We start from the raw sequence: 17,862 nt of genomic DNA, 5'->3' as shown, positions 1-17,862 counted from the left end.
CGCCCCGCTTCCAATACGTAGACGCCCGGGCGTCGCCAATTCATCCCCAATCAGGAGAACAGCATGCTGAGCGCATCCGACAACGCCATCCTCACCCAGGTCGGTCCCGACAAACCGATGGGCAAGCTGATGCGGCAATTCTGGATTCCCGTGTGTCTGTCGTCGGAACTGACTGCCGATGCCGAACCGCTGCGCATCATGCTGCTCGGCGAAAAGCTGATTGCGTTCCGCGACACGGCGGGCAAGGTCGGCGTGATGGATCATCGTTGTCCGCATCGCTGCGCGTCGATGTATTTCGGCCGCAACGAACAGGGCGGCGTGCGTTGTGTGTATCACGGCTGGAAATTCGACGTCGAAGGCAATTGCATCGACATGCCCAACGTGCCGCCCGAGCAGGACTTCAAGCATCGCGTGAAGGCGCGTGCCTTCAAGGTGCTGGAACGGTCCGGCATGGTATGGGCGTACATGGGCCCGCGCGACACGCCGCCCGAATTTCCGAATATCGACGCATTGCAGATTCCCGCTGCCGAGCGTTCGATCTTCGTGCATCAGCGCGATTGCAACTGGCTGCAATCGGCGGAAGGCGACATCGACACATCGCATTTCGGGTTTCTGCATATCGGCAGTCTCGAAGCCGACGACGTCGATCCTGACTCGATGCACAAATGGGGAATCATCGGCCGCGCGCCCGAATACAGCGTCAAGGAAACGCCATGGGGCACGATGTATGCCGCGTATCGCGCGGCCGACGAGGGCGAGCGTTACTACCGGTTCGCGCATTTCCTGTTTCCGTTCATCACGTTCACGCCGAACGGCGATTTCGACGATCTGATCGCGTGCACGATCAACGTGCCGATGGACGACGAACACACGATGTCATATCGCGTCGCGTGGAACAAGCGAACCATGCCGCTGCAGAACCTCAAGAGCGGCGAGCCGATTCCCGGTCTCGCGCCCGAAAGCGATTTCCTGCCGCGCACCCACGACTGGTATGGCCGCTGGCGTCTGGCCGCCAACGTCGACAACGATTACTTCATCGATCGCGACGCACAACGCACGATCAGCTTCACCGGCATCCAGGGGATCGGACGCCAGGATCAGGCGGTGATCGAAAGCATGGGGGCCGTCGTCGATCGCACCTTCGAGCATCTTGCCGCGAGCGATCGCATGATCATGGTCACGCGCCGGCGTCTGCTGCAGGCCGCGCGAGCGCTTGACGCAAACAATGAAACGCCCGCCATCGTCGACGATCCCGACGCGTATCGCGGCGCACGCGGCGGATCGTTCCTCGCCTCCGACAAGCTCGACTGGGTTGCGGCCTACGAGCAGAAGCTCGGCGAGGCGGTGCGCATGCCGGCGCAGCCCGAGCCGCAATCGGTGTGAACTGACGCGCCGGCGCATTGGAGCCCGCAAGCGAAGCGGCGCAGACGCGCGAAGCCCGGCAACCGGCAGGACCGACACGCCCGACATGCGCGCCCGACGAAGGCGCGCGGCGGGCTCACGATATCGACGATACGGAGACACCCCACATGGAACCTCGCGCCGACGCACGAGGCGAGTTACCCGACGCACTTGGGCGACTCGCCGACCGGGCCGACGATCACCCGGAGACGATCCGCAAGGTCGGCCGCCGCATGACCTGGCTGATCTTCGCGCTGAACTTCGTCGCGGTGCTCGATCGCGGCAATCTCGGCTTCGCCGCGTTGCAGATGAACAAGGATCTCGGGCTGACGAGCGCGACTTTCGGCATTGGCGTCGGCGTGTTCTTTCTCGCGTATTCGCTGCTCGAAGTGCCGAGCAACATGGTGCTGGCGCGCTACGGCGCGCGCCGTACGCTCGCGCGCATCGCGATCCTGTGGGGTCTCGCGCAGATGGCGATGGCGTTCGTGCATGGCCCGACCACGTTCTACATGGCGCGCGCGCTGCTTGGCGCGGCGGAAGCGGGTCTTGCGCCCGGCATGCTGGTCTATATCAGCTACTGGTTTCCCTACGCCTACCGCGCGCGCTACAACGCGGTGTTCGCTTACGCGATTCCGGCGTCTTACGCGGTCGCGTCGATCCTCTCCGGCTCGATCCTGCAACTGAACGGCGTGCTTGGGCTGGCCGGCTGGAAATGGCTCTTTCTGCTCGAAGGATTTCCGGCCATCGCGCTCGGCATCGTCACGCTGTTCTATCTGACCGACAAGCCCGCGCAAGCGCACTGGCTCACGCCCGAGGAACGCGGCTGGCTGCAAACCACCATCGATCGCGAAGCGATGCTGGCCGGCAGTCAGCCGCACGCGCGGCTGTGGGACGCGGTCAAGCATCCGACCGTGCTGCTGCTCGCAGCGGTCAATACCGGCATCTACAGCGGACTCGCGACGCTCGGCGCATGGCTGCCGCAGATCGTGCGTTCGTTCGGCTTGCCCCTGCATCTGATCGGGCCGATCTCTGCAATTCCGCCGCTGACCGCGGTGATCGGCATGTATTTCATCAGCCGCCATTCGGACCGCAAGCGCGAGCGCATCTATCACACGTTCGTGCTGCTGCTGGTCGCCACGCTCGGCTACGCGATCGTCACCGCGTCCGGCACGCCTTCGCTGACCATCGCCGGATTCGTGATCGCCAATCTCGCGGTGTATTCGGTCAACACGATTTTCTGGACCATGCCGCAATCGTATCTGCCGCGCGAAATCACCGCGACCGGGCTCGCGTTCATCAACGCAATGGGCAGCATGACGGGTTTCGTCGTGATCGCCATGATCGGGCGCGTACAGGGCTCGATGGGCAGCCTGACGGCGGGCTTTCCGATCGTTTGCGGCGTCTTCCTGCTGGCGAGCGTGGCGGTGCTGACGCTGGCGTTCCGCATGAAGCGCGCGAAGGCGACGGTGGCGGTTTCGTAACACACGCATGTACGGCTGCACCGATGCACCCGCCTGCCGTCGCGGCGGCGGCGTTTCAACGCGAATCGACGATGAAAACGAAAACCGGGCCCCACCCGGCTAGTCCATAACGTTTGGGATCAAAACCAATATGAAAAAGCACTGGAGACTCGGTCTGATAGCGTGCGCTCTTGCAGCGGCCACGCACGCAAATGCGCAAAGCAGCGTCACGCTGTATGGATTGATTGACGAGGGATTGATGTATTCGAACAGCTCGCAAACCGGCACCGTCGGCGGCGCGCATAACGGCAAGAGCCAATGGGCGATGATGGACGGCGCCGCCGGTATCGGCGGCTCGCGCTGGGGCCTGCAGGGCACAGAAGATCTCGGCGCCGGTCTGAAGGCCATCTTCACGCTGGAGAACGGCTTCAACATCAACACGGGCACGCTTGCGCAGGGCGGACTCGAGTTCGGGCGGCAGGCGTTCGTCGGCCTGTCGTCGCCGCTCGGCACGGTGACGCTCGGACGCCAATACAATCCGATGACCGACTTCGTGTTCACGACCTCGGTGGCCAATTCGGTGCCCGGGCATCTGGGCGCGCATCCGGACGACATCGACGATCTCGGTCATTCGCAGCGTATCAACAACACCATCAAATTCAAATCCGCGACCTTCGACGGCTTCACCGCGGCTGGCATGTACGGTCTGGGCGGCGTGGCGGGCGACGTGACGAACCGGCAATTCCTGTCGGGCGCGCTCAGCTTCGCGAGCGGTCCACTGACGGTTGCGGCGGGCTACACCAGCGCGCGCAATCCGAATCTGTCGTACTTCGGCACCGGCGGCACGTCCGGTCCGGCGACCTCGGACAATCTCGGTTCGGTAGGGTCGGCGACAGCCGCGCAATCGAATCCGGTCTACGCCGGATTTTCGTCCGCACATTCGTTGAGCATTGCAGAGGGCGGTGCGAAATACCAGATCGGCCCGGCGACGATCGGCGCGGTCTTCAGCCACATCTCGTTCAACAATCTCGGCGACCTGAACTCGGGGCCCAATCCGCTGCGCTACCGCGGCACGGCCATCTTCAACGATGCCGAAATCAACGGCAGCTACGCAATCACGCCGAGCATCCAGGTGGCCGCCGCGTACGATTATCTGCACGGCGGCAGCGTGAGCGGCGCGGGCGGGTCGACGGGCGGCGTCACGTATCACCAGGGGCTGGTTTCGGCGGCGTATCTTCTGTCCAAACGCACCGAGGTCTACGCGATCGGCATTTATCAGCAGGCAAGCGGGCGCGACTCGCTCAATCAACCGGCGGTGGCCTCGGTGACCAATGTATCGCCGTCGTCGACCGACCGGCAGACGGTCGTGCGGTTGGGCATTCTTCACCGCTTCTAAGCCGGCATCCACGTCCCAATGAAAGCATTTTCCGCAAACGGCATGCGGCCAGTCAGGTTGATCGGCATCCGGCTGGCCGCCGAAGACGTCAACGTCTACGAATTCGCGCCGCTCGACGCTCGGCCAATGGAGCCATTCGAGCCGGGCGCGCATATCGATCTGCGCCTGAACGACACGCTGCTGCGCCAGTATTCGCTGCTTCCGCCGCTCACCGGCACGCATGCCGACGCGAACACGCTGCGCATCGCCGTGCAGACCGAAGGCGACGGACGCGGTGGCTCGCGCTTTCTCGCGCACGATGCGCACGTCGGCGACGTCTTTCACGTCAGTGCCGCGCGCAATCATTTCCACCTCGTGCGCGGCGCGGCGCATAGCGTGTTGATCGCGGGCGGGATCGGCATCACGCCGCTGTTCGGCATGATCGGCGCGCTGCAACGGGAAGGCGCTTCGTGGCAACTGCATTACGCGGTACGCAGCGAGACACGCGCGCTGTTTCGCGACGCGCTGCGGGATTATGGCGACAAGGTTCGCATCGCGTGTTCGGACCGCCCGGACCAGGGGCGCCTCGATCTGCAGGCGATCGTCGCGGACGCGCCGCCCGGCAGTCAGTTCTACTGCTGCGGTCCGCAGCGCATGGTCGATGCGTTTATCGACGCGAGCCGCGCGTTGCCGCCCGCCGACGTCCACGTCGAACGCTTCTCGGCGACGACCGACGCCGCCGACGAAGGCGGCTTCGAAGTGCGGCTCGTACGCAGCGACCGCCGCTTCGTGATTCCGCCTGGCAGCACCATCCTGCAGGCGCTGCGCGAGGCGGGCATGGATGTGCCGTCGTCGTGCGAGCAGGGCGTGTGCGGCGTTTGCGAAACGCGTGTGCTGGCAGGCGAGCCGGATCATCGCGATCACGTGCTGAGCGCGTCGGAGCAGGCGAAGGGCGACACGATGATGATCTGCTGTTCGGGCAGCCGCAGCCCGTTTCTCGAACTCGACCTGTGACGCGCGCATCGCGATGCCAGGGTTGTCGCGGACATTCAAGCCGGCGTGCGTCGAAGTAGCATGACTGGCCGACGGAATGAACGATAGGAACCCTATACGTCTGGTTCGCAACGCGAGACCGCGAGCCCACCGCCGTTTGAGCCCAGGAGGCTTTCAATGAACGATGCCACCCTTTCAGATCCGTCAGCCACCGCGCGCACTTTCTTCCAGAAGATCTGGGACGATCACGTGATCGAAGACTTTGGCGACGGCAGCTATCTGCTGCAGATCGACCGCCTGTTTCTGCACGAGGTGTCAGGCGGCGTGGCGCTGCGCGAGTTGCACGAGGCACGACGCGCGACCGACAGTCCGCGCCAGGTGTTCACCGCGATCGACCATGTCGTCAACATCTATCCCGGCCGCCGGCCCGGCCAGGGACGCAACGACACCGCGACGTCGATGATCGCCGAGACGGTCGGCGAATCGGCGCGTCACGGACTCCAGGTGTTTCAGGTCGGCGATCCGCGCCAGGGCATCGTGCACGTGATCTCGCCGGAACTGGGGCTTGCGTTGCCGGGGCTGACGCTCGTCTGCGGCGACAGCCACACCTGCACGGTCGGCGGCGTCGGCACGCTGGGCTGGGGTGTCGGGTCGACCGAAGGCGTGCACGTGCTCGCGACGCAGACGCTGGTGCAACCGAAGCCGAAAACGATGCGCGTATGGTTTGACGGCGCGCTGCCGGCGGGCGTCCACGCGAAGGACATGGCCTTGCATCTGATCGCGCGGATCGGCGCTAATGGCGGCATTGGCTACGCGATCGAATTCGCGGGCGAAGCCGTCGAAGCGCTGCCGGTCGAAGGGCGCCTGACGCTGTGCAACATGGCGATCGAATGCGCCGCGCGCTATGCGTTCGTCGCGCCCGACGACGCCACTTATGCGTATCTCGCCGGCCGCGAATACACGCCGAGCGGCGCGGCGTGGGACGAGGCGGTCGCTTACTGGAAGACCTTGCCGAGCGACCCGGGCGCGCAATTCGACAGCGATATCCACATCGATTGCACGCAGCTCGCGCCGCAGATCACGTGGGGCACGAGTCCGCAGCATAGCGCGGCAATCGACGGCGCGGTGCCCGCACCGGGCGCATTCGACGACGAAGGCGCGCGCGCACTGGTCGAACGGGCCCTTGCGTATCAGCATCTGACGCCGGGCACGCGCTACGACGACATCGCCGTGGACGTTGCCTATATCGGCTCGTGCACCAACGCGCGATTGTCCGATCTGCAGGTGGCTGCCGACGTGTTGCGGGGACGCAAGGTGGCCGACGGCGTGACCGCGATCTGCGTGCCGGGGTCGAGCCGTGTGAAGGCCGAAGCCGAGGCGCTCGGCATCGACGCGATTTTTCGCGCGGCCGGCTTCGAATGGCTCGAGTCGGGCTGTGCGATGTGCGCGACTGGCGGCGCCGATCGGCTCGGCGGCAAGCGCGTCGTCAGCACGACCAACCGCAATTTCGAGAACCGTCAGGGACCGAAAACGCGCACGCATCTGGCCAGTCCCGCGACGGTCGCGGCAAGCGCGGTGCTCGGGCATCTGGCCGATGCGCGTGCATTGCCTCGCACAGCCGATGCGGCGGACGTGGCAACGTCGCCCGCAGCGGCCGATCAATCGCGCTGAACGAACGGAGCAAGCTCATGGAAGCCTTCACTCGCATCAGCGCGATCGCCGCGCCGCTCATGCAGATCAACATCGACACCGATCAGATCATCCCGACGCCGTATCTGCTGCGCACGAGCGAAGCGGGCCTGTCCGAGGGTCTGTTCGCGAACTGGCGCAAGCAGGCCGACGGCTCGCCCGACCCTGGGTTCATCCTGAACCGGGCGCCGTGGTCGAATGCGCACATCCTGCTGGCCGGGCGCAATTTCGGTTGCGGATCGTCGCGCGAGGCGGCGCCGCGCGCACTGCGGCAGGCGGGTTTTCGTGTCGTGATCGCGCCGAGTTTCGGCGAGATCTTTTTCAGCAATTGTTTTCGCAACGGACTGCTGCCGGTCCGGTTGCCGGAGGACGCCGTGCGGGATCTGGCGCAGCAGATGCAGGATGCGCATGGCCATGCGCAAATTGCCGTCGATCTCGATGCGCAAACGGTGCGCGCGCCTGACGGCCAAAGTTTCGGCTTCGAGACGCCGCCGGCGTTGCGCACGATGCTGCTGAACGGGATCGATGAAATCGACGTGACGCTGCAACGGCGCGAGAAGATCGATGCCTACCGATCCTCCGACCGGCGACGCCGGCCGTGGGCGTACGACCCGCGCTCGCCACGCTGACGCGCACGCTCGCGCCGAAAAGAGGAAATGTCAATGGAACCGGAATCTAACCGCGCCGCCGACGCCGCCGACCCGTGCGCGCCCGCGCCACGCGATGCGATCGGCCACCGCGTCGTTCGCGAGCCGCGCAACGATAGCGACGAAAAGCTCGAACGCGAGACGCTACGAAGGGTGACGTGGCGATTGATGCCGTACGTGTTCGGCCTCTTTCTCGTCTCCATCGTCGATCGCGGCAATCTTGGCTTCGCGGCGCTTTCGATGAACCGTCAATTGCATCTGACCGGCGCGATGTTCGGCATCGGCGTCGGACTGTTTTTTCTCGCGTTTGCCGTGTTCATGATTCCGAGCAATCTGGCGATGGCGCGTTTCGGCGCACGCACGGTGCTGACCCGCATCGCGATCGGCTGGGGCGCGGTGACGATGCTGATGGCGTTCGTGCAAGGGCCTTACAGCTTCTACGCGTTGCGGGCGCTGCTCGGCGCGGCGGAAGCGGGCATCGCGCCCGGTCTGCTGCTGTATCTGAGCTACTGGTTCCCCGCGCGCTATCGCGCGCGCAATAACGCGATCTTCACGTATTCGGTGCCCGCGAGTTACGTGCTGACGGCCATCGTCTCCGGCTGGATTCTCGAAATGGACGGCATGCTCGGTTTGCCCGGCTGGAAATGGCTGTTTCTACTCGAAGGGTTGCCCGCGATCGTGCTCGGCATCATCGGCTTGCGTGTGCTGACCGACGCGCCCGCGCAGGCGGCGTGGCTGTCGGCCCCGCAACGCGACTGGCTGCGACGACGTCTGGACGACGAAGCGCCCGCGCCGGTGCTCGCGCAACGCGCGCGCTTGCGCCACGTGATCGCGCATCCGCTCGTGCTGATGCTCGCGATGATCAACGCGGGCATTTTCGCGGGTCTCGCGACGCTGTCGACGTGGTTGCCGCAGATCGTGCACACGTTCGGCTGGTCGCCGCACCTGTTGGGTCCGGTGGTCGCGTTGCCGCCGGCGGCGGGCGCACTCGGGCTGTTCTTCGTGAGCCGTCATTCCGACCGGCATGGCGAACGCGTCAAGCATCTTCACGCAATGCTGCTGCTGGCGGCAGCCGCTTACGCGGTGATCGCGCTGTCGCGCGGGCCGGCCGCGATACTCGCCGGATTCTGCTTCGCGAACATCGGTATCTATGCATCGATGACGGTGTTCTGGACGATTCCGCAAACCTATTTGCCGCGCAATATCGCCGCGGCCGGCATCGGCACGATCAGCGCGGCGGGCAGCGTAGCCGGCTTCGCGGTGACGACGCTGATCGGACGTGTACAGGACGCGACGCACAGCCTGACATCGTGCTTTTCGATCGTGATCGTCGTGCTGCTGGTGGCAAGCGGCGTGCTGCTCATCATTGACCGGCAGTTGCGCGAGCCGCCGTCATCCAGCGCGCAGGCGCCGTTGCCGATGCATTGATGGAGATCTACTGGCGGTGCGAAAGCCGTGAGATCGATGCCAGTACCGCATCGCGCGATGCTTCGGCTTTCAGCAGTGGGGCGATTTTCGCCGCGCCGACTGCGTGGCTGGATAGGAGGCCTTGTCCCTGCTGATAGCCACGTGCGGTCAGATGCGCTTTATCGGTCGAAGCTTCGATGCTCTCCGCAGTGACTCGTGAGCCCAAGACCGTTGCTCGGCCGCATGGGTGCCGCGACGGTTTCCGCGCTTTCTGGCTCGGTGCTCATTTTGTGCGCGAAACTGCGGTCGATTCTGATCTTGTCCAGCCGGACGCTGCGCGGGTGATAGAGGCTTGAGTGGCCCGTGCCGCGGTGGCCGCCGCGCTGAGAACTCGAACCAGCGCCTTCGGTGATTGATATTTCGACGCGCGACGGCGCGAGCCCGCAGTGGGCCTGTGGCTGTTACACGAACAGGTGGATAAGGAGTTGCGCTCGAATTGGCGTAGGGTGGGGAACTGTGTGGCTCTGTTCGGCCATGAACGGACCGTCGACGCCGACGACTAAATTGTCGACAATTTTCAACGCCGCCCGCTTCAACGGCGTTGGAGACGAGATAAAAACCCTGACTATGAAAGCTCTTACAGATCTGGAGTGCTGCATGGTGCAGGTGGGAACTAAGGGAAACAATTACTTCCTCAGCGATAGCGCGTAGGATGATCACACCGACGATCTGCCACATAGCTCGATGGGCGCGGCGGGTAGCGGCCCTTGCGTCCGTATGGATTCCAGGATTTTGCTCCGTTGCCGACATGCAGGGGCACCGCGGGGAGTTGAACGCGCCGTCACCGCGTTTAGCCAATTCGCGGAATAGAACGGCGAGGTTACGGGGGTGCAACATGATGCATGACTTTCTGGCGAATAACCGCGACGAACTGGTGAGGCGATGCCGGGCAAAGGTCGCAGGGCGACCCGGGCGAAGTGCGACGGTTGAACAGCTCGAAAATGGAGTTCCGCTCTTCCTTGAGCAACTGATAAGAGTTCTTCGGGCAGAACAGTCGTCGGACCCGATGGACGGCCTCAGGATTTCCGGTCCTGCGGGCGGCGGCGGGGTTCCATCGGAAATTGGTCTGGCAGCCGCGCAGCACGGGCGCGAGCTATTGATCCTGGGTTTTTCAATCGGTGAGGCAGTGCATGATTATGGCGATATTTGCCAAGCCATTACCGATCTCGCACACGAGCGTGATGCTCCTTTCTCTGTCGACGAATTTCGTACCCTCAACCGATGTCTGGACAATGCCATCGCCGATGCGGTGACTGAATTCAGCGACCAACGCGATTTCGCGCTTGTTGACAGCCAGGAAATCGCGACGCGCGAGCGGCTAGCGTCCTTCGCGCACGAATTGCGTAACCTGCTTCAGACCGCAACACTTGCTTTTACTGCCGCAAAAGAAGCAAATCTAAGTCTGACTGGCGCCACGGGGACAGTTCTGGAGCGCAGCCTCGACGGCTTACGCGAGCTGATCGATCGCTCTGTTGACGAAGTGCGCCTTTTTAGCATGAACTCCATACAGGTGAGAATATTCCCTGTCGACGACTTCATCGCTGAAGTGGGTATCGCCGCCAGCGTTCTGGCGCAGTTGAACCACTGCACGCTGACGATCGCCGATATCGATTTCCGTCTTGCCGTGAAGGGGGACCGCGACGAGTTGTGTGCAGCCGTGGGGAGCCTCCTTCAGAACGCCATCAAATTCACGCAGCCTCATACGGAAGTCATGTTGGACGCATACGCGCTGTCTGATCGAATACTCATCGATGTGAAAGATCACTGCGGCGGCCTCCATCCTGGCGACATTGAGCGAATGTTCGTTCCGTTCATGCAGCGAACTACCGATAAAACTGATGTGGGGCTGAGCTTGTCAATCGCAAAGTCTAGCGTCGAAGCGAATGACGGCGTTCTCAGTGTGCGCGACGTCCCTGGCACCGGCTGCATCTTCACCGTCTCGTTGCCTCGATACGGAATGCAGTGCTGATTCATCCGCTCCTCCGGGAGGAGGTAGACCCAAAAACGTCCGGATTAGATCTCGCCTCGGTCCGTGCTTTTTGCAGGCGTCTGCTTAACCCATGAAGCAAGAAATAGGGTCGACCCCGCAGCACGGGTTGCGCTGCCAACCGATGAATATCGCATTCACCGATAGCTGGCTGAATTCAATGCAGGGACTTCGCCTGGTTATACCGACAGGTTGCACTGTTGCGGGGACTGCAGGCGGCGACGGTCCCGAAATAAGCCGTTCTATTCTGATCAGTGCGCCATTTGTCGCAATTATCCCGGTGGGGGCGCAGTTGGCCGCAGTCGCTGACAACAATCCCGCTGGATGGGTTATCGCACTCAAACCGGGCGTACTTGGGCAAGTCTCGCAACTGGCGTTTGACGTGGTCCCAAGATGGTCCAGGTTTTGGAATCCGTTCCTGCGCGAGGCCGCGGGCACACTGACTACCTTGCATCATGCGGATCTCATCGACGCTGCCTGCGCCGACGCGTTTGCCGATGTCGTCTCGGTGCACGTCGCTCTGCGCTATGGGCATTGTGCCGGTGCGGCAGTGCCGGACATGCCTCTTACGCGTCAAATGCTGACTCGCATTGAAGCCTTCGTTCATGAGCACATAGCCGAAACCATTCTGGTCGGGCAACTCGCAGTGCTGGTGCACATGAGTGCATCAAACTTTGCACGCGCTTTCAAAACGGCGACAGGTACCCCACCGCATCTGTACGTGACACTCGAACGGGTGAAATTTGCCAGGACGATGTTGTGCCAACAAACCCCTCCTCTGGTTGACGTTGGCGCGCGCGCGGGGTTTCGGACTCAGCAGCATTTCACCGAAGTATTTCATCGATACACCGGTGTGACGCCGCGCGCATACCGACTTGCCCACCGGACAGTCGGTAGCTGATTCATTGGCGAATTTGCGGCAAGACGATGACCGCGGAACTGCCGCGCGCGCGATTAAGTCAGAGCGACAAGAGTTTCTCGAAGTAGATACTGCCGTGGGTCACGAGCACGAACATATCCGCGTCCGCTGATGGCGTACTTTGCTATTACCTGATCGAAGTGCCGGCGCGTCGCGCGATTGTCGCGAAATTGCAGGCGCGGCGCGGCAGGCGAGTGAAAGCGGAGCAAACGGGCTTTTTCTGCCCATCCCCGGAAACTGAAGACTTCACTAAACCATCGCGCGACGGCGAGGTAGTTTGAGAGCCCGAACGGCATATCGGATCGCGAAGTGGCAGTTGCTCGATCGCCGACATGGAAAGGGGGCTAATGCGCGCTAGCTGCAAACCCTCGCGAAATCGCACGTCGGCGAGTGGCCGCTCTGGAGATGCCCGACTGTCGCTTGTGGGTCGACTTGCGCCCGACGCTTCAGGCAGCACGCGGCCAGCAACGAACCTTTAGCCGATGCGTTGCGCGACTACCCCAATGACATTTGCATTGTGCAAACGGCCATTCAATCCTTCGGTCGGCGAATTCGCATCGACGGTAATTCTGAGGCGGTGCTGGCAGCGAAACGGATTCCCGGAAGCCGGAGGCGGGCCTCCCAACGCGTTCGATGTCGCCTTGCAGGGGTGAGCGGCGCGCGGGCAGTGTCGGGTATAGTCAGCAGGTTCTTTATCCACGGTATCTGTTCAATGGAATCAAGATGCAAGACAGTGGGCGTAGTCGCGCCCGCGGGTGTACCCGATCCGCTAGGCATCGAGCGTGGCATCGCGCTCGTCGAGAGCTGGGGCTTCAAGGTCCAGACGGGCGCGCATCTCGGCAGCCGGTACCGCTATTTCGCCGGAACTGCCGAGGAGCGCGCGAGCGATCTGCGGCGCATGCTGATGGACCCGTCGATCGACGTCGTCTGGCTCGCGCGGGGAGGATTCGGTTGCGCGCACCTGCTCGAGCACCTGCCCGACGAGATCGCGACGCCGAAGACGATCATCGGTTTTTCCGACGCGACGTCGCTTTTCTGCGCGCTCTCCGACCGACCCGGCGTGCGCTTGTTGCATGGCCCGACATTCCACAGCCTGGCGACCAAGGTCGACGACGCGACGCGTGCCGACGTGCGAGCCGCGCTGACTGGTGGCAAACGCTTTCCGCTGAGCCTGCGGCATTTGTCTGGTGACTCTGGTGCCGTGCGGGGATATCTGTGCGGCGGCAACGTGACGGTGCTCGCGAGCGTCGCGGGTACACCTTGGTCGCTTCACTCACGCGACGCGATCGTACTGCTGGAGGACGTGACGGAATTAGGCTACCGGCTCGACCGCAGCCTGACGCAACTGCGTCTGAGCGGCGCGTTCGACGGGGCGCGCGCGTTCGTACTCGGGCAATTCACGCGCTGCCCGATCCCGGACGGCGCGGATTTCACGCTCGAGCAGATGCTTGTCGACGTGCTGGTCGGCTTCGACCTGCCGATCTACTCGGGTCTGCCGATCGGACATGAACACCGCAACATCACCTGGCAATACGGCAACCAGGCTGCCATCGAGAACAGCGAGATCCGGTTCGTCGCCTAGCGTCGAATCGGTTCTGTCGCAATGCATAGCCGATGTTTGCGAGCGGTTTGTAGGCCGATCTGAGAGCCCGAATTTTCTGCCGGCGATTTGATGACCGCGCGCCAGAAGTTCTCGACAGGAACGCCAGGCAGCTACCGCCCAACCTGACCGAGCGAACGGCCGCAGCACACTTCGGAACCGCCGTCGAGTTTCCGCCGGGGCGAAGGGTCGAAGTGTGCCAATCCATGCCTTTCGCATATCTGCCGCGATCAGCGGTCCGTGGTGTTCGTGTAGGCCCGGGACCGGCCAGTTCCGTCACTCGACGCCGCTATGTACATCGTTCACAATCCGAAGGATCACGGCCGAATTCTCACACCATGACTCCTGCACAGAACCGCCCACTGTCTGCATCAGAGATGTCCCTGGCTCGTTGGATGCTTGAACATGGTGAGCCGGAAGCGCGAGAATTTGTTGAGCAACTCGCAGTTGCGGAGATAACGCCGTGGCGCTGCCCCTGCGGCTGCGGGTCTATCAATTTCCAAATCAAAGGTCACGAACCAGCGCCCCCCGGCGTACACATTCTTGGGGACTTCATATTTGGTCCCGATGATGCGCCGACTGGGATATTTATTTTTGAGAGCGCTGGTCTATTGAGTGGTATTGAAGTTTACGGGCTAGCAGGCGATGCGCCCCGAGAACTACCGCGCGAACATGCGCTTCGGCCTTTATGGAAGGGCGGTAGCGAGGCATAGCAGTAAGCTTCAATCAATCGGTGCGGCGGGGCGAGGTCTGCGCCTGACTATTACGCAGACGGTGCCCAAGACCCTGGGCGCGGTCGGCTTTACCCACTGGTGCCCCTGACGGAGGTCCTTCCCCCGCGCCGCGACGACAGTCTGTCGACCTTGGACCAGTCGAATAGTTGCCCGCGAATGTCCGCTACCGGGCGCGCCGAAGGTCCCTTGTATGTCGATCCATGCCTTCCGCGCATCTGCCGCGATCAGCGTTCCGCGAGGCTTCTGTCGGCCCGGTTCGGCCAGTTTGAGACGTTCGACGCGACAAAGCGAAGTGACGACACGCGAGCCGAATGTCCCGGACTCGCGATCGAACAAACTCAAAACTCGTAGTTGGCAGCGCTCGCCAGCGTCACGAAGGATCCATCCAAGGTAGCGTTGTGGTGTTCGATGATCGCTCTTGCTGGCAATACACGTGTGTCCATGCAGGTGTGAGCATCCGCTATCAGAACTGGCCTGAGACCCATGTCGGCCGCAGTTCGGCAGGTTGCGTCGATGCAATATTGAGTCTTCATTCCGACTATGACTAACTCGCTGGTACCTGCTTCGGCGAGCCGCTCGCCGAGCGACGTGCCGAAAAAGCAACAAGGCCTGGTTTTATCGAATATCAAGTCGCGTTTCACGTCCACATCCAACTGGGGTACCAACTGAGAAAGCGGGCTGCCCGGTTCGATGGGTGTGCCTCTTGGCCCAGTGTGACGGGCAGCGAATATCGGAGCATTGGCGCCGCGTGCGCGCTTAATGAGTTGGTTGATATTTTTTAGCACACGGTCGCCCTCGTACGGCTTGTCCGAGCCGTTAAAAAGGCCCAATTGCATATCGATGATCAATAAGGCAGGGCGTCTTAGAGCAGATTGATTCATGCTGTTTCTCCTGATTGTGCCAGTGATGACGGAGAAACTAAAAGGCCCCTTTCATCTCTGGCGGGGCCTTGGCTAATACGTAACGTTGCGCGTACTGACCTACGACCCACCATAGGTGGTCGTGGTTGTTGTCGCAGTGTGGAGCGCATTGAAGTTCATGCATCAATCATGCGGTACGCGGCAACCATCGTCAACGTCCGTTTTCCGAAAAGCCGGCTGTCCCTTGGAGTCGGTCTTGGGCAGTCGCGTTGGGCAGTGTACGGCCAGTCGCGATCGTTCGACAGCCCGACTGAAATCACCGACAATCGACGCGTCGAAGCCGGAAGCCGAGATACCAAGACACCTATGCCAAACAATCTGGAACGAGCAGCTTATTGGGTTACGTTCATCCTTGAACACTGTCCATTTCCAAATCGTGACGCGCTTGCAGCGCAATTCGCGAATGCGCAGATAGTCAGGCTCTGCGAATGTGGATGTAACAGTTTTAGCCTGTCGCTGGCCACGCCCGACGAAGTTCCTCCCATAGCCATAGCTTCGAGCGGGCAGCCTTACCGTATGGTGTTTGAAGCGGACTTCCACGATCGGTCGGAACTGGAGGTTGGGGGCTCGATCGAGATCCTGCTCTTCGCCGACGAGTCGGGTCATTTAGCCGATGTCGAGATCGACTATTGCGGAAACGGCATACCCATTCCCGAAAATCTGGATCTTGAATTCCCACCTTACAACGTCTTCGTCAGCGACTCGCTCACCTAAAAATAAAAAACGGGAATAGCGCACTCCGCCCACACTGGATCATGGGCTGGAGTTTGCAAAACGGCAGTGCGGACGGCGGACTGAAACGAGTAAAACCATATCGGTGGTAAGGTCCCGTATCACGTGTGCTATTTCTACCCGCCACCCACCGCGAAACTCTCACATGAGGCCTACGCCAGGCCCGCGATCTCGGCTTCGCGAAAGAGGGTCTGGGTCCTCTTTGATGACCCGGTCTCTCAGTCCGGATGGTGCTAGGCTATGCAAGTGTGAGGGGACGGTCGACCCTGCGGGCACAGATGATGCGCGCGTTGCGCTCAAGTCAACTGAAGAACAGGAGGGTGTATGAAAATTGGCATTATTGGCGCGGGAAATATTGGAAGTGTACTGGCACTGCGCTGGGTCGAACATGGACACGAGGTGCTGATCGGCAACTCGCGTGGACCGGAAACGCTCGCCGATGTCGCCCGCGAAACGGGTGCAAAGCCAGCCGAACTCGCGGATGTAGTTCGCGATGCAGCAGTGATCGTAATCACTATTCCCGAGAAGAAGGTCCTTGATCTGCCTGCGAGCCTGTTCGACGATGTACCCGAAACAACGGTTGTAATCGATACCGGCAATTATTATCCACGAGAGCGTGATGGCCGCATCGAGGCGATCGAGTCCGGGATGACGGAAAGCGCGTGGGTTTCGCAGCAGATCGGCAGGCCTGTAGTCAAAGTGTTCAACAACATCTACGCGGATCATTTGCGCAATCTCGGCAAGCCGGAAGGCACCCCAGGGCGGATTGCGCTGCCAGTCTCGGGCGATAGCGCCGACGCCAAGGCGGTGGTGATGCAACTCGTCAACGAGGTGGGTTTTGATGCGGTCGATAATGGCGGGATCGACGACTCCTGGCGTCACCAGCCTGGCACGCCAGTCTATACGAAGGACTTCGACGCGGAAGGTCTGAAGGCCGGCTTGCAGAAGGCGGAGCGAGTTCGGACTCCGCAGTGGACGGCCTCGGACAAGAGCCCCGGCAGTTTCGAACAGCCTGCTTGAAGCGACGTTCCGACGGACGCGCCGAAGTCCGTCGGCGCGTGCGGGAAAGCAATGAGATGCAGTTGAACGTCTGCTGCCTCAAAAGGCCAACGGCGCTCGAACTCACGCGCCGCTAGCAATATGCTGGCCGCGCGATTGAACAACATCCGCTCCAGCGATGCCGCTTTACCAGAACTAGACTTGCCACTCTGGATCGCGGGTTCTTCTCGTTTGGCCCGATCGCGACGCGCTTCCGGAAAGCGGATTTCGACTGGCCGCTTTCCGGCGATCAATTTCAAGAGCGAATCGGCGCAATGCGACCCTCTAGGGCCGGTCGACCACGCGCGACAGATATGGAAGCTTCAACGGCACTGCAGACGCTTGTTTAGTCGCATCGGAAGACGGGAATTCGGCCTAAGGGCCGCTTTAATAAGTTCGTGCGAGCTGATCGCTTACGGTCACATCACGGTGCCTCAATCGCGGCGGTCTACATCCACATCTCGGGCGCTATCGATATAGTCTTCGCCCCAACGCTTCATCGCGTCAAGCACGGGTGTAAGCGTCCGGCCGAACTCGGTCAGTGTGTATTCGACGCGTGGCGGCACTTCATTGAATACTTCGCGACGGACGATACCGTGCGATTCAAGCTCACGGATTTGTAGTGTAAGCGAACGTTGCGTCACCGTGCCAATGAGGCGTTGCAACTCGCCGAAACGCTTTGTTCCACCCATCAGATAGTGAATGATGAGCGGCTTCCATTTGCCTCCGGCAACGTCGACAGTGACTTGAACTGCGCACGGGTATTTATTCAAAAGAGACATCTTGTCGATCCATTAGGATACTGTTTTGCCCTATATATCAAACGTGTGCCTACTTGTGCACAAACTTTGTAGCGTTGATATTGAGTCCCTTACGCAGATTGCTGCCGGGAGGGAGAGG

14 protein-coding genes are annotated in these 17,862 nt (G+C 61.7%); 12 read left to right on the top strand and 2 right to left on the bottom strand.

Annotated elements, in window-relative coordinates:
* Positions 1-63: 63 nt before the first annotated feature.
* The 10 genes from AAGS40_RS28375 (at position 64) to AAGS40_RS28330 (ending at position 13,520) form a co-directional block, all read left to right on the top strand.
* Complete coding sequence (locus AAGS40_RS28375) at positions 64-1,383, top strand: Rieske 2Fe-2S domain-containing protein (protein WP_345816885.1); 1,320 nt, start codon at positions 64-66, stop codon at positions 1,381-1,383.
* A gap of 146 nt (positions 1,384-1,529) precedes the next feature.
* Entirely contained in the window at positions 1,530-2,882 is a 1,353-nt protein-coding gene (locus AAGS40_RS28370) for an MFS transporter (RefSeq protein WP_345816884.1), read from the top strand.
* Positions 2,883-3,012: 130 nt separating this feature from the next.
* The gene (locus AAGS40_RS28365) at positions 3,013-4,257 is read left to right on the top strand and encodes a porin (RefSeq protein ID WP_345816883.1); all 1,245 of its coding nucleotides are present in this window, start codon (positions 3,013-3,015) and stop codon (positions 4,255-4,257) included.
* Positions 4,258-4,275: 18 nt separating this feature from the next.
* Complete coding sequence (locus AAGS40_RS28360; protein ID WP_345816882.1) at positions 4,276-5,250, top strand: PDR/VanB family oxidoreductase; 975 nt, start codon at positions 4,276-4,278, stop codon at positions 5,248-5,250.
* Between the two features lie 156 nt (positions 5,251-5,406).
* Positions 5,407-6,900 (top strand): 3-isopropylmalate dehydratase large subunit, encoded by a 1,494-nt coding sequence (locus tag AAGS40_RS28355; protein WP_345816881.1) that lies wholly within the window; start codon positions 5,407-5,409, stop codon positions 6,898-6,900.
* A 17-nt stretch (positions 6,901-6,917) separates the two neighbouring features.
* On the top strand, positions 6,918-7,547 hold the full coding sequence (leuD, locus tag AAGS40_RS28350) for a 3-isopropylmalate dehydratase small subunit (RefSeq protein ID WP_345816880.1): 630 nt from the start codon (positions 6,918-6,920) through the stop codon (positions 7,545-7,547).
* 33 nt (positions 7,548-7,580) lie between these two features.
* Positions 7,581-8,993: an MFS transporter gene (locus tag AAGS40_RS28345; protein WP_345816879.1), complete on the top strand. Its 1,413-nt coding sequence runs from the start codon at positions 7,581-7,583 to the stop codon at positions 8,991-8,993.
* A gap of 874 nt (positions 8,994-9,867) precedes the next feature.
* Entirely contained in the window at positions 9,868-11,001 is a 1,134-nt protein-coding gene (locus AAGS40_RS28340) for a HAMP domain-containing sensor histidine kinase (RefSeq protein ID WP_345816878.1), read from the top strand.
* 91 nt (positions 11,002-11,092) lie between these two features.
* Positions 11,093-11,920: an AraC family transcriptional regulator gene (locus tag AAGS40_RS28335; protein WP_345816877.1), complete on the top strand. Its 828-nt coding sequence runs from the start codon at positions 11,093-11,095 to the stop codon at positions 11,918-11,920.
* Between the two features lie 730 nt (positions 11,921-12,650).
* Positions 12,651-13,520 carry an LD-carboxypeptidase gene (locus AAGS40_RS28330; protein WP_345816876.1) on the top strand — a complete coding sequence of 290 codons (870 nt, stop codon included), beginning with the start codon at positions 12,651-12,653 and terminating at the stop codon, positions 13,518-13,520.
* Between the two features lie 1,090 nt (positions 13,521-14,610).
* Here the strand turns inward: AAGS40_RS28330 and AAGS40_RS28325 are convergent.
* Positions 14,611-15,153 carry a cysteine hydrolase family protein gene (locus tag AAGS40_RS28325; protein ID WP_345816875.1) on the bottom strand — a complete coding sequence of 181 codons (543 nt, stop codon included), beginning with the start codon at positions 15,151-15,153 and terminating at the stop codon, positions 14,611-14,613.
* A 168-nt stretch (positions 15,154-15,321) separates the two neighbouring features.
* On the opposite strand from AAGS40_RS28325, the gene AAGS40_RS28320 reads away from it, so the two are divergent.
* Positions 15,322-15,906, top strand: a complete 585-nt coding sequence (locus AAGS40_RS28320) for a hypothetical protein (RefSeq protein ID WP_345816874.1) — start codon at positions 15,322-15,324, stop codon at positions 15,904-15,906.
* 342 nt (positions 15,907-16,248) lie between these two features.
* The gene (locus tag AAGS40_RS28315; RefSeq protein WP_345816873.1) at positions 16,249-16,944 is read left to right on the top strand and encodes an NAD(P)-binding domain-containing protein; all 696 of its coding nucleotides are present in this window, start codon (positions 16,249-16,251) and stop codon (positions 16,942-16,944) included.
* A 452-nt stretch (positions 16,945-17,396) separates the two neighbouring features.
* Here the strand turns inward: AAGS40_RS28315 and AAGS40_RS28310 are convergent, their stop codons facing one another.
* The gene (locus tag AAGS40_RS28310; protein ID WP_345816872.1) at positions 17,397-17,744 is read right to left on the bottom strand and encodes a helix-turn-helix domain-containing protein; all 348 of its coding nucleotides are present in this window, start codon (positions 17,742-17,744) and stop codon (positions 17,397-17,399) included.
* Positions 17,745-17,862: the final 118 nt, after the last annotated feature.

It is taken from the genome of Paraburkholderia sp. PREW-6R, from assembly GCF_039621805.1.
Taxonomy (GTDB): domain Bacteria; phylum Pseudomonadota; class Gammaproteobacteria; order Burkholderiales; family Burkholderiaceae; genus Paraburkholderia.
The sequence above is the reverse complement of the archived record's forward strand: the minus strand, read 5'-3'. Positions and strand labels throughout refer to the sequence as shown.

Bases quoted from the DNA above. Each gene is read 5' to 3' on its own strand.
- AAGS40_RS28365 (WP_345816883.1), top strand. From the start codon at position 3,013: ATGAAAAAGCACTGGAGACTCGGTCTGATAGCGTGCGCTCTTGCAGCG.
- AAGS40_RS28345 (WP_345816879.1), top strand. From the start codon at position 7,581: ATGGAACCGGAATCTAACCGCGCCGCCGACGCCGCCGACCCGTGCGCG.
- AAGS40_RS28355 (WP_345816881.1), top strand. From the start codon at position 5,407: ATGAACGATGCCACCCTTTCAGATCCGTCAGCCACCGCGCGCACTTTC.
- AAGS40_RS28320 (WP_345816874.1), top strand. From the start codon at position 15,322: ATGCGGTACGCGGCAACCATCGTCAACGTCCGTTTTCCGAAAAGCCGG.
- AAGS40_RS28340 (WP_345816878.1), top strand. From the start codon at position 9,868: ATGATGCATGACTTTCTGGCGAATAACCGCGACGAACTGGTGAGGCGA.
- AAGS40_RS28370 (WP_345816884.1), top strand. From the start codon at position 1,530: ATGGAACCTCGCGCCGACGCACGAGGCGAGTTACCCGACGCACTTGGG.
- AAGS40_RS28335 (WP_345816877.1), top strand. From the start codon at position 11,093: ATGAAGCAAGAAATAGGGTCGACCCCGCAGCACGGGTTGCGCTGCCAA.
- AAGS40_RS28315 (WP_345816873.1), top strand. From the start codon at position 16,249: ATGAAAATTGGCATTATTGGCGCGGGAAATATTGGAAGTGTACTGGCA.
- AAGS40_RS28310 (WP_345816872.1), bottom strand. From the start codon at position 17,744: ATGTCTCTTTTGAATAAATACCCGTGCGCAGTTCAAGTCACTGTCGAC.
- AAGS40_RS28360 (WP_345816882.1), top strand. From the start codon at position 4,276: ATGAAAGCATTTTCCGCAAACGGCATGCGGCCAGTCAGGTTGATCGGC.
- leuD (WP_345816880.1), top strand. From the start codon at position 6,918: ATGGAAGCCTTCACTCGCATCAGCGCGATCGCCGCGCCGCTCATGCAG.
- AAGS40_RS28330 (WP_345816876.1), top strand. From the start codon at position 12,651: ATGGAATCAAGATGCAAGACAGTGGGCGTAGTCGCGCCCGCGGGTGTA.
- AAGS40_RS28375 (WP_345816885.1), top strand. From the start codon at position 64: ATGCTGAGCGCATCCGACAACGCCATCCTCACCCAGGTCGGTCCCGAC.
- AAGS40_RS28325 (WP_345816875.1), bottom strand. From the start codon at position 15,153: ATGAATCAATCTGCTCTAAGACGCCCTGCCTTATTGATCATCGATATG.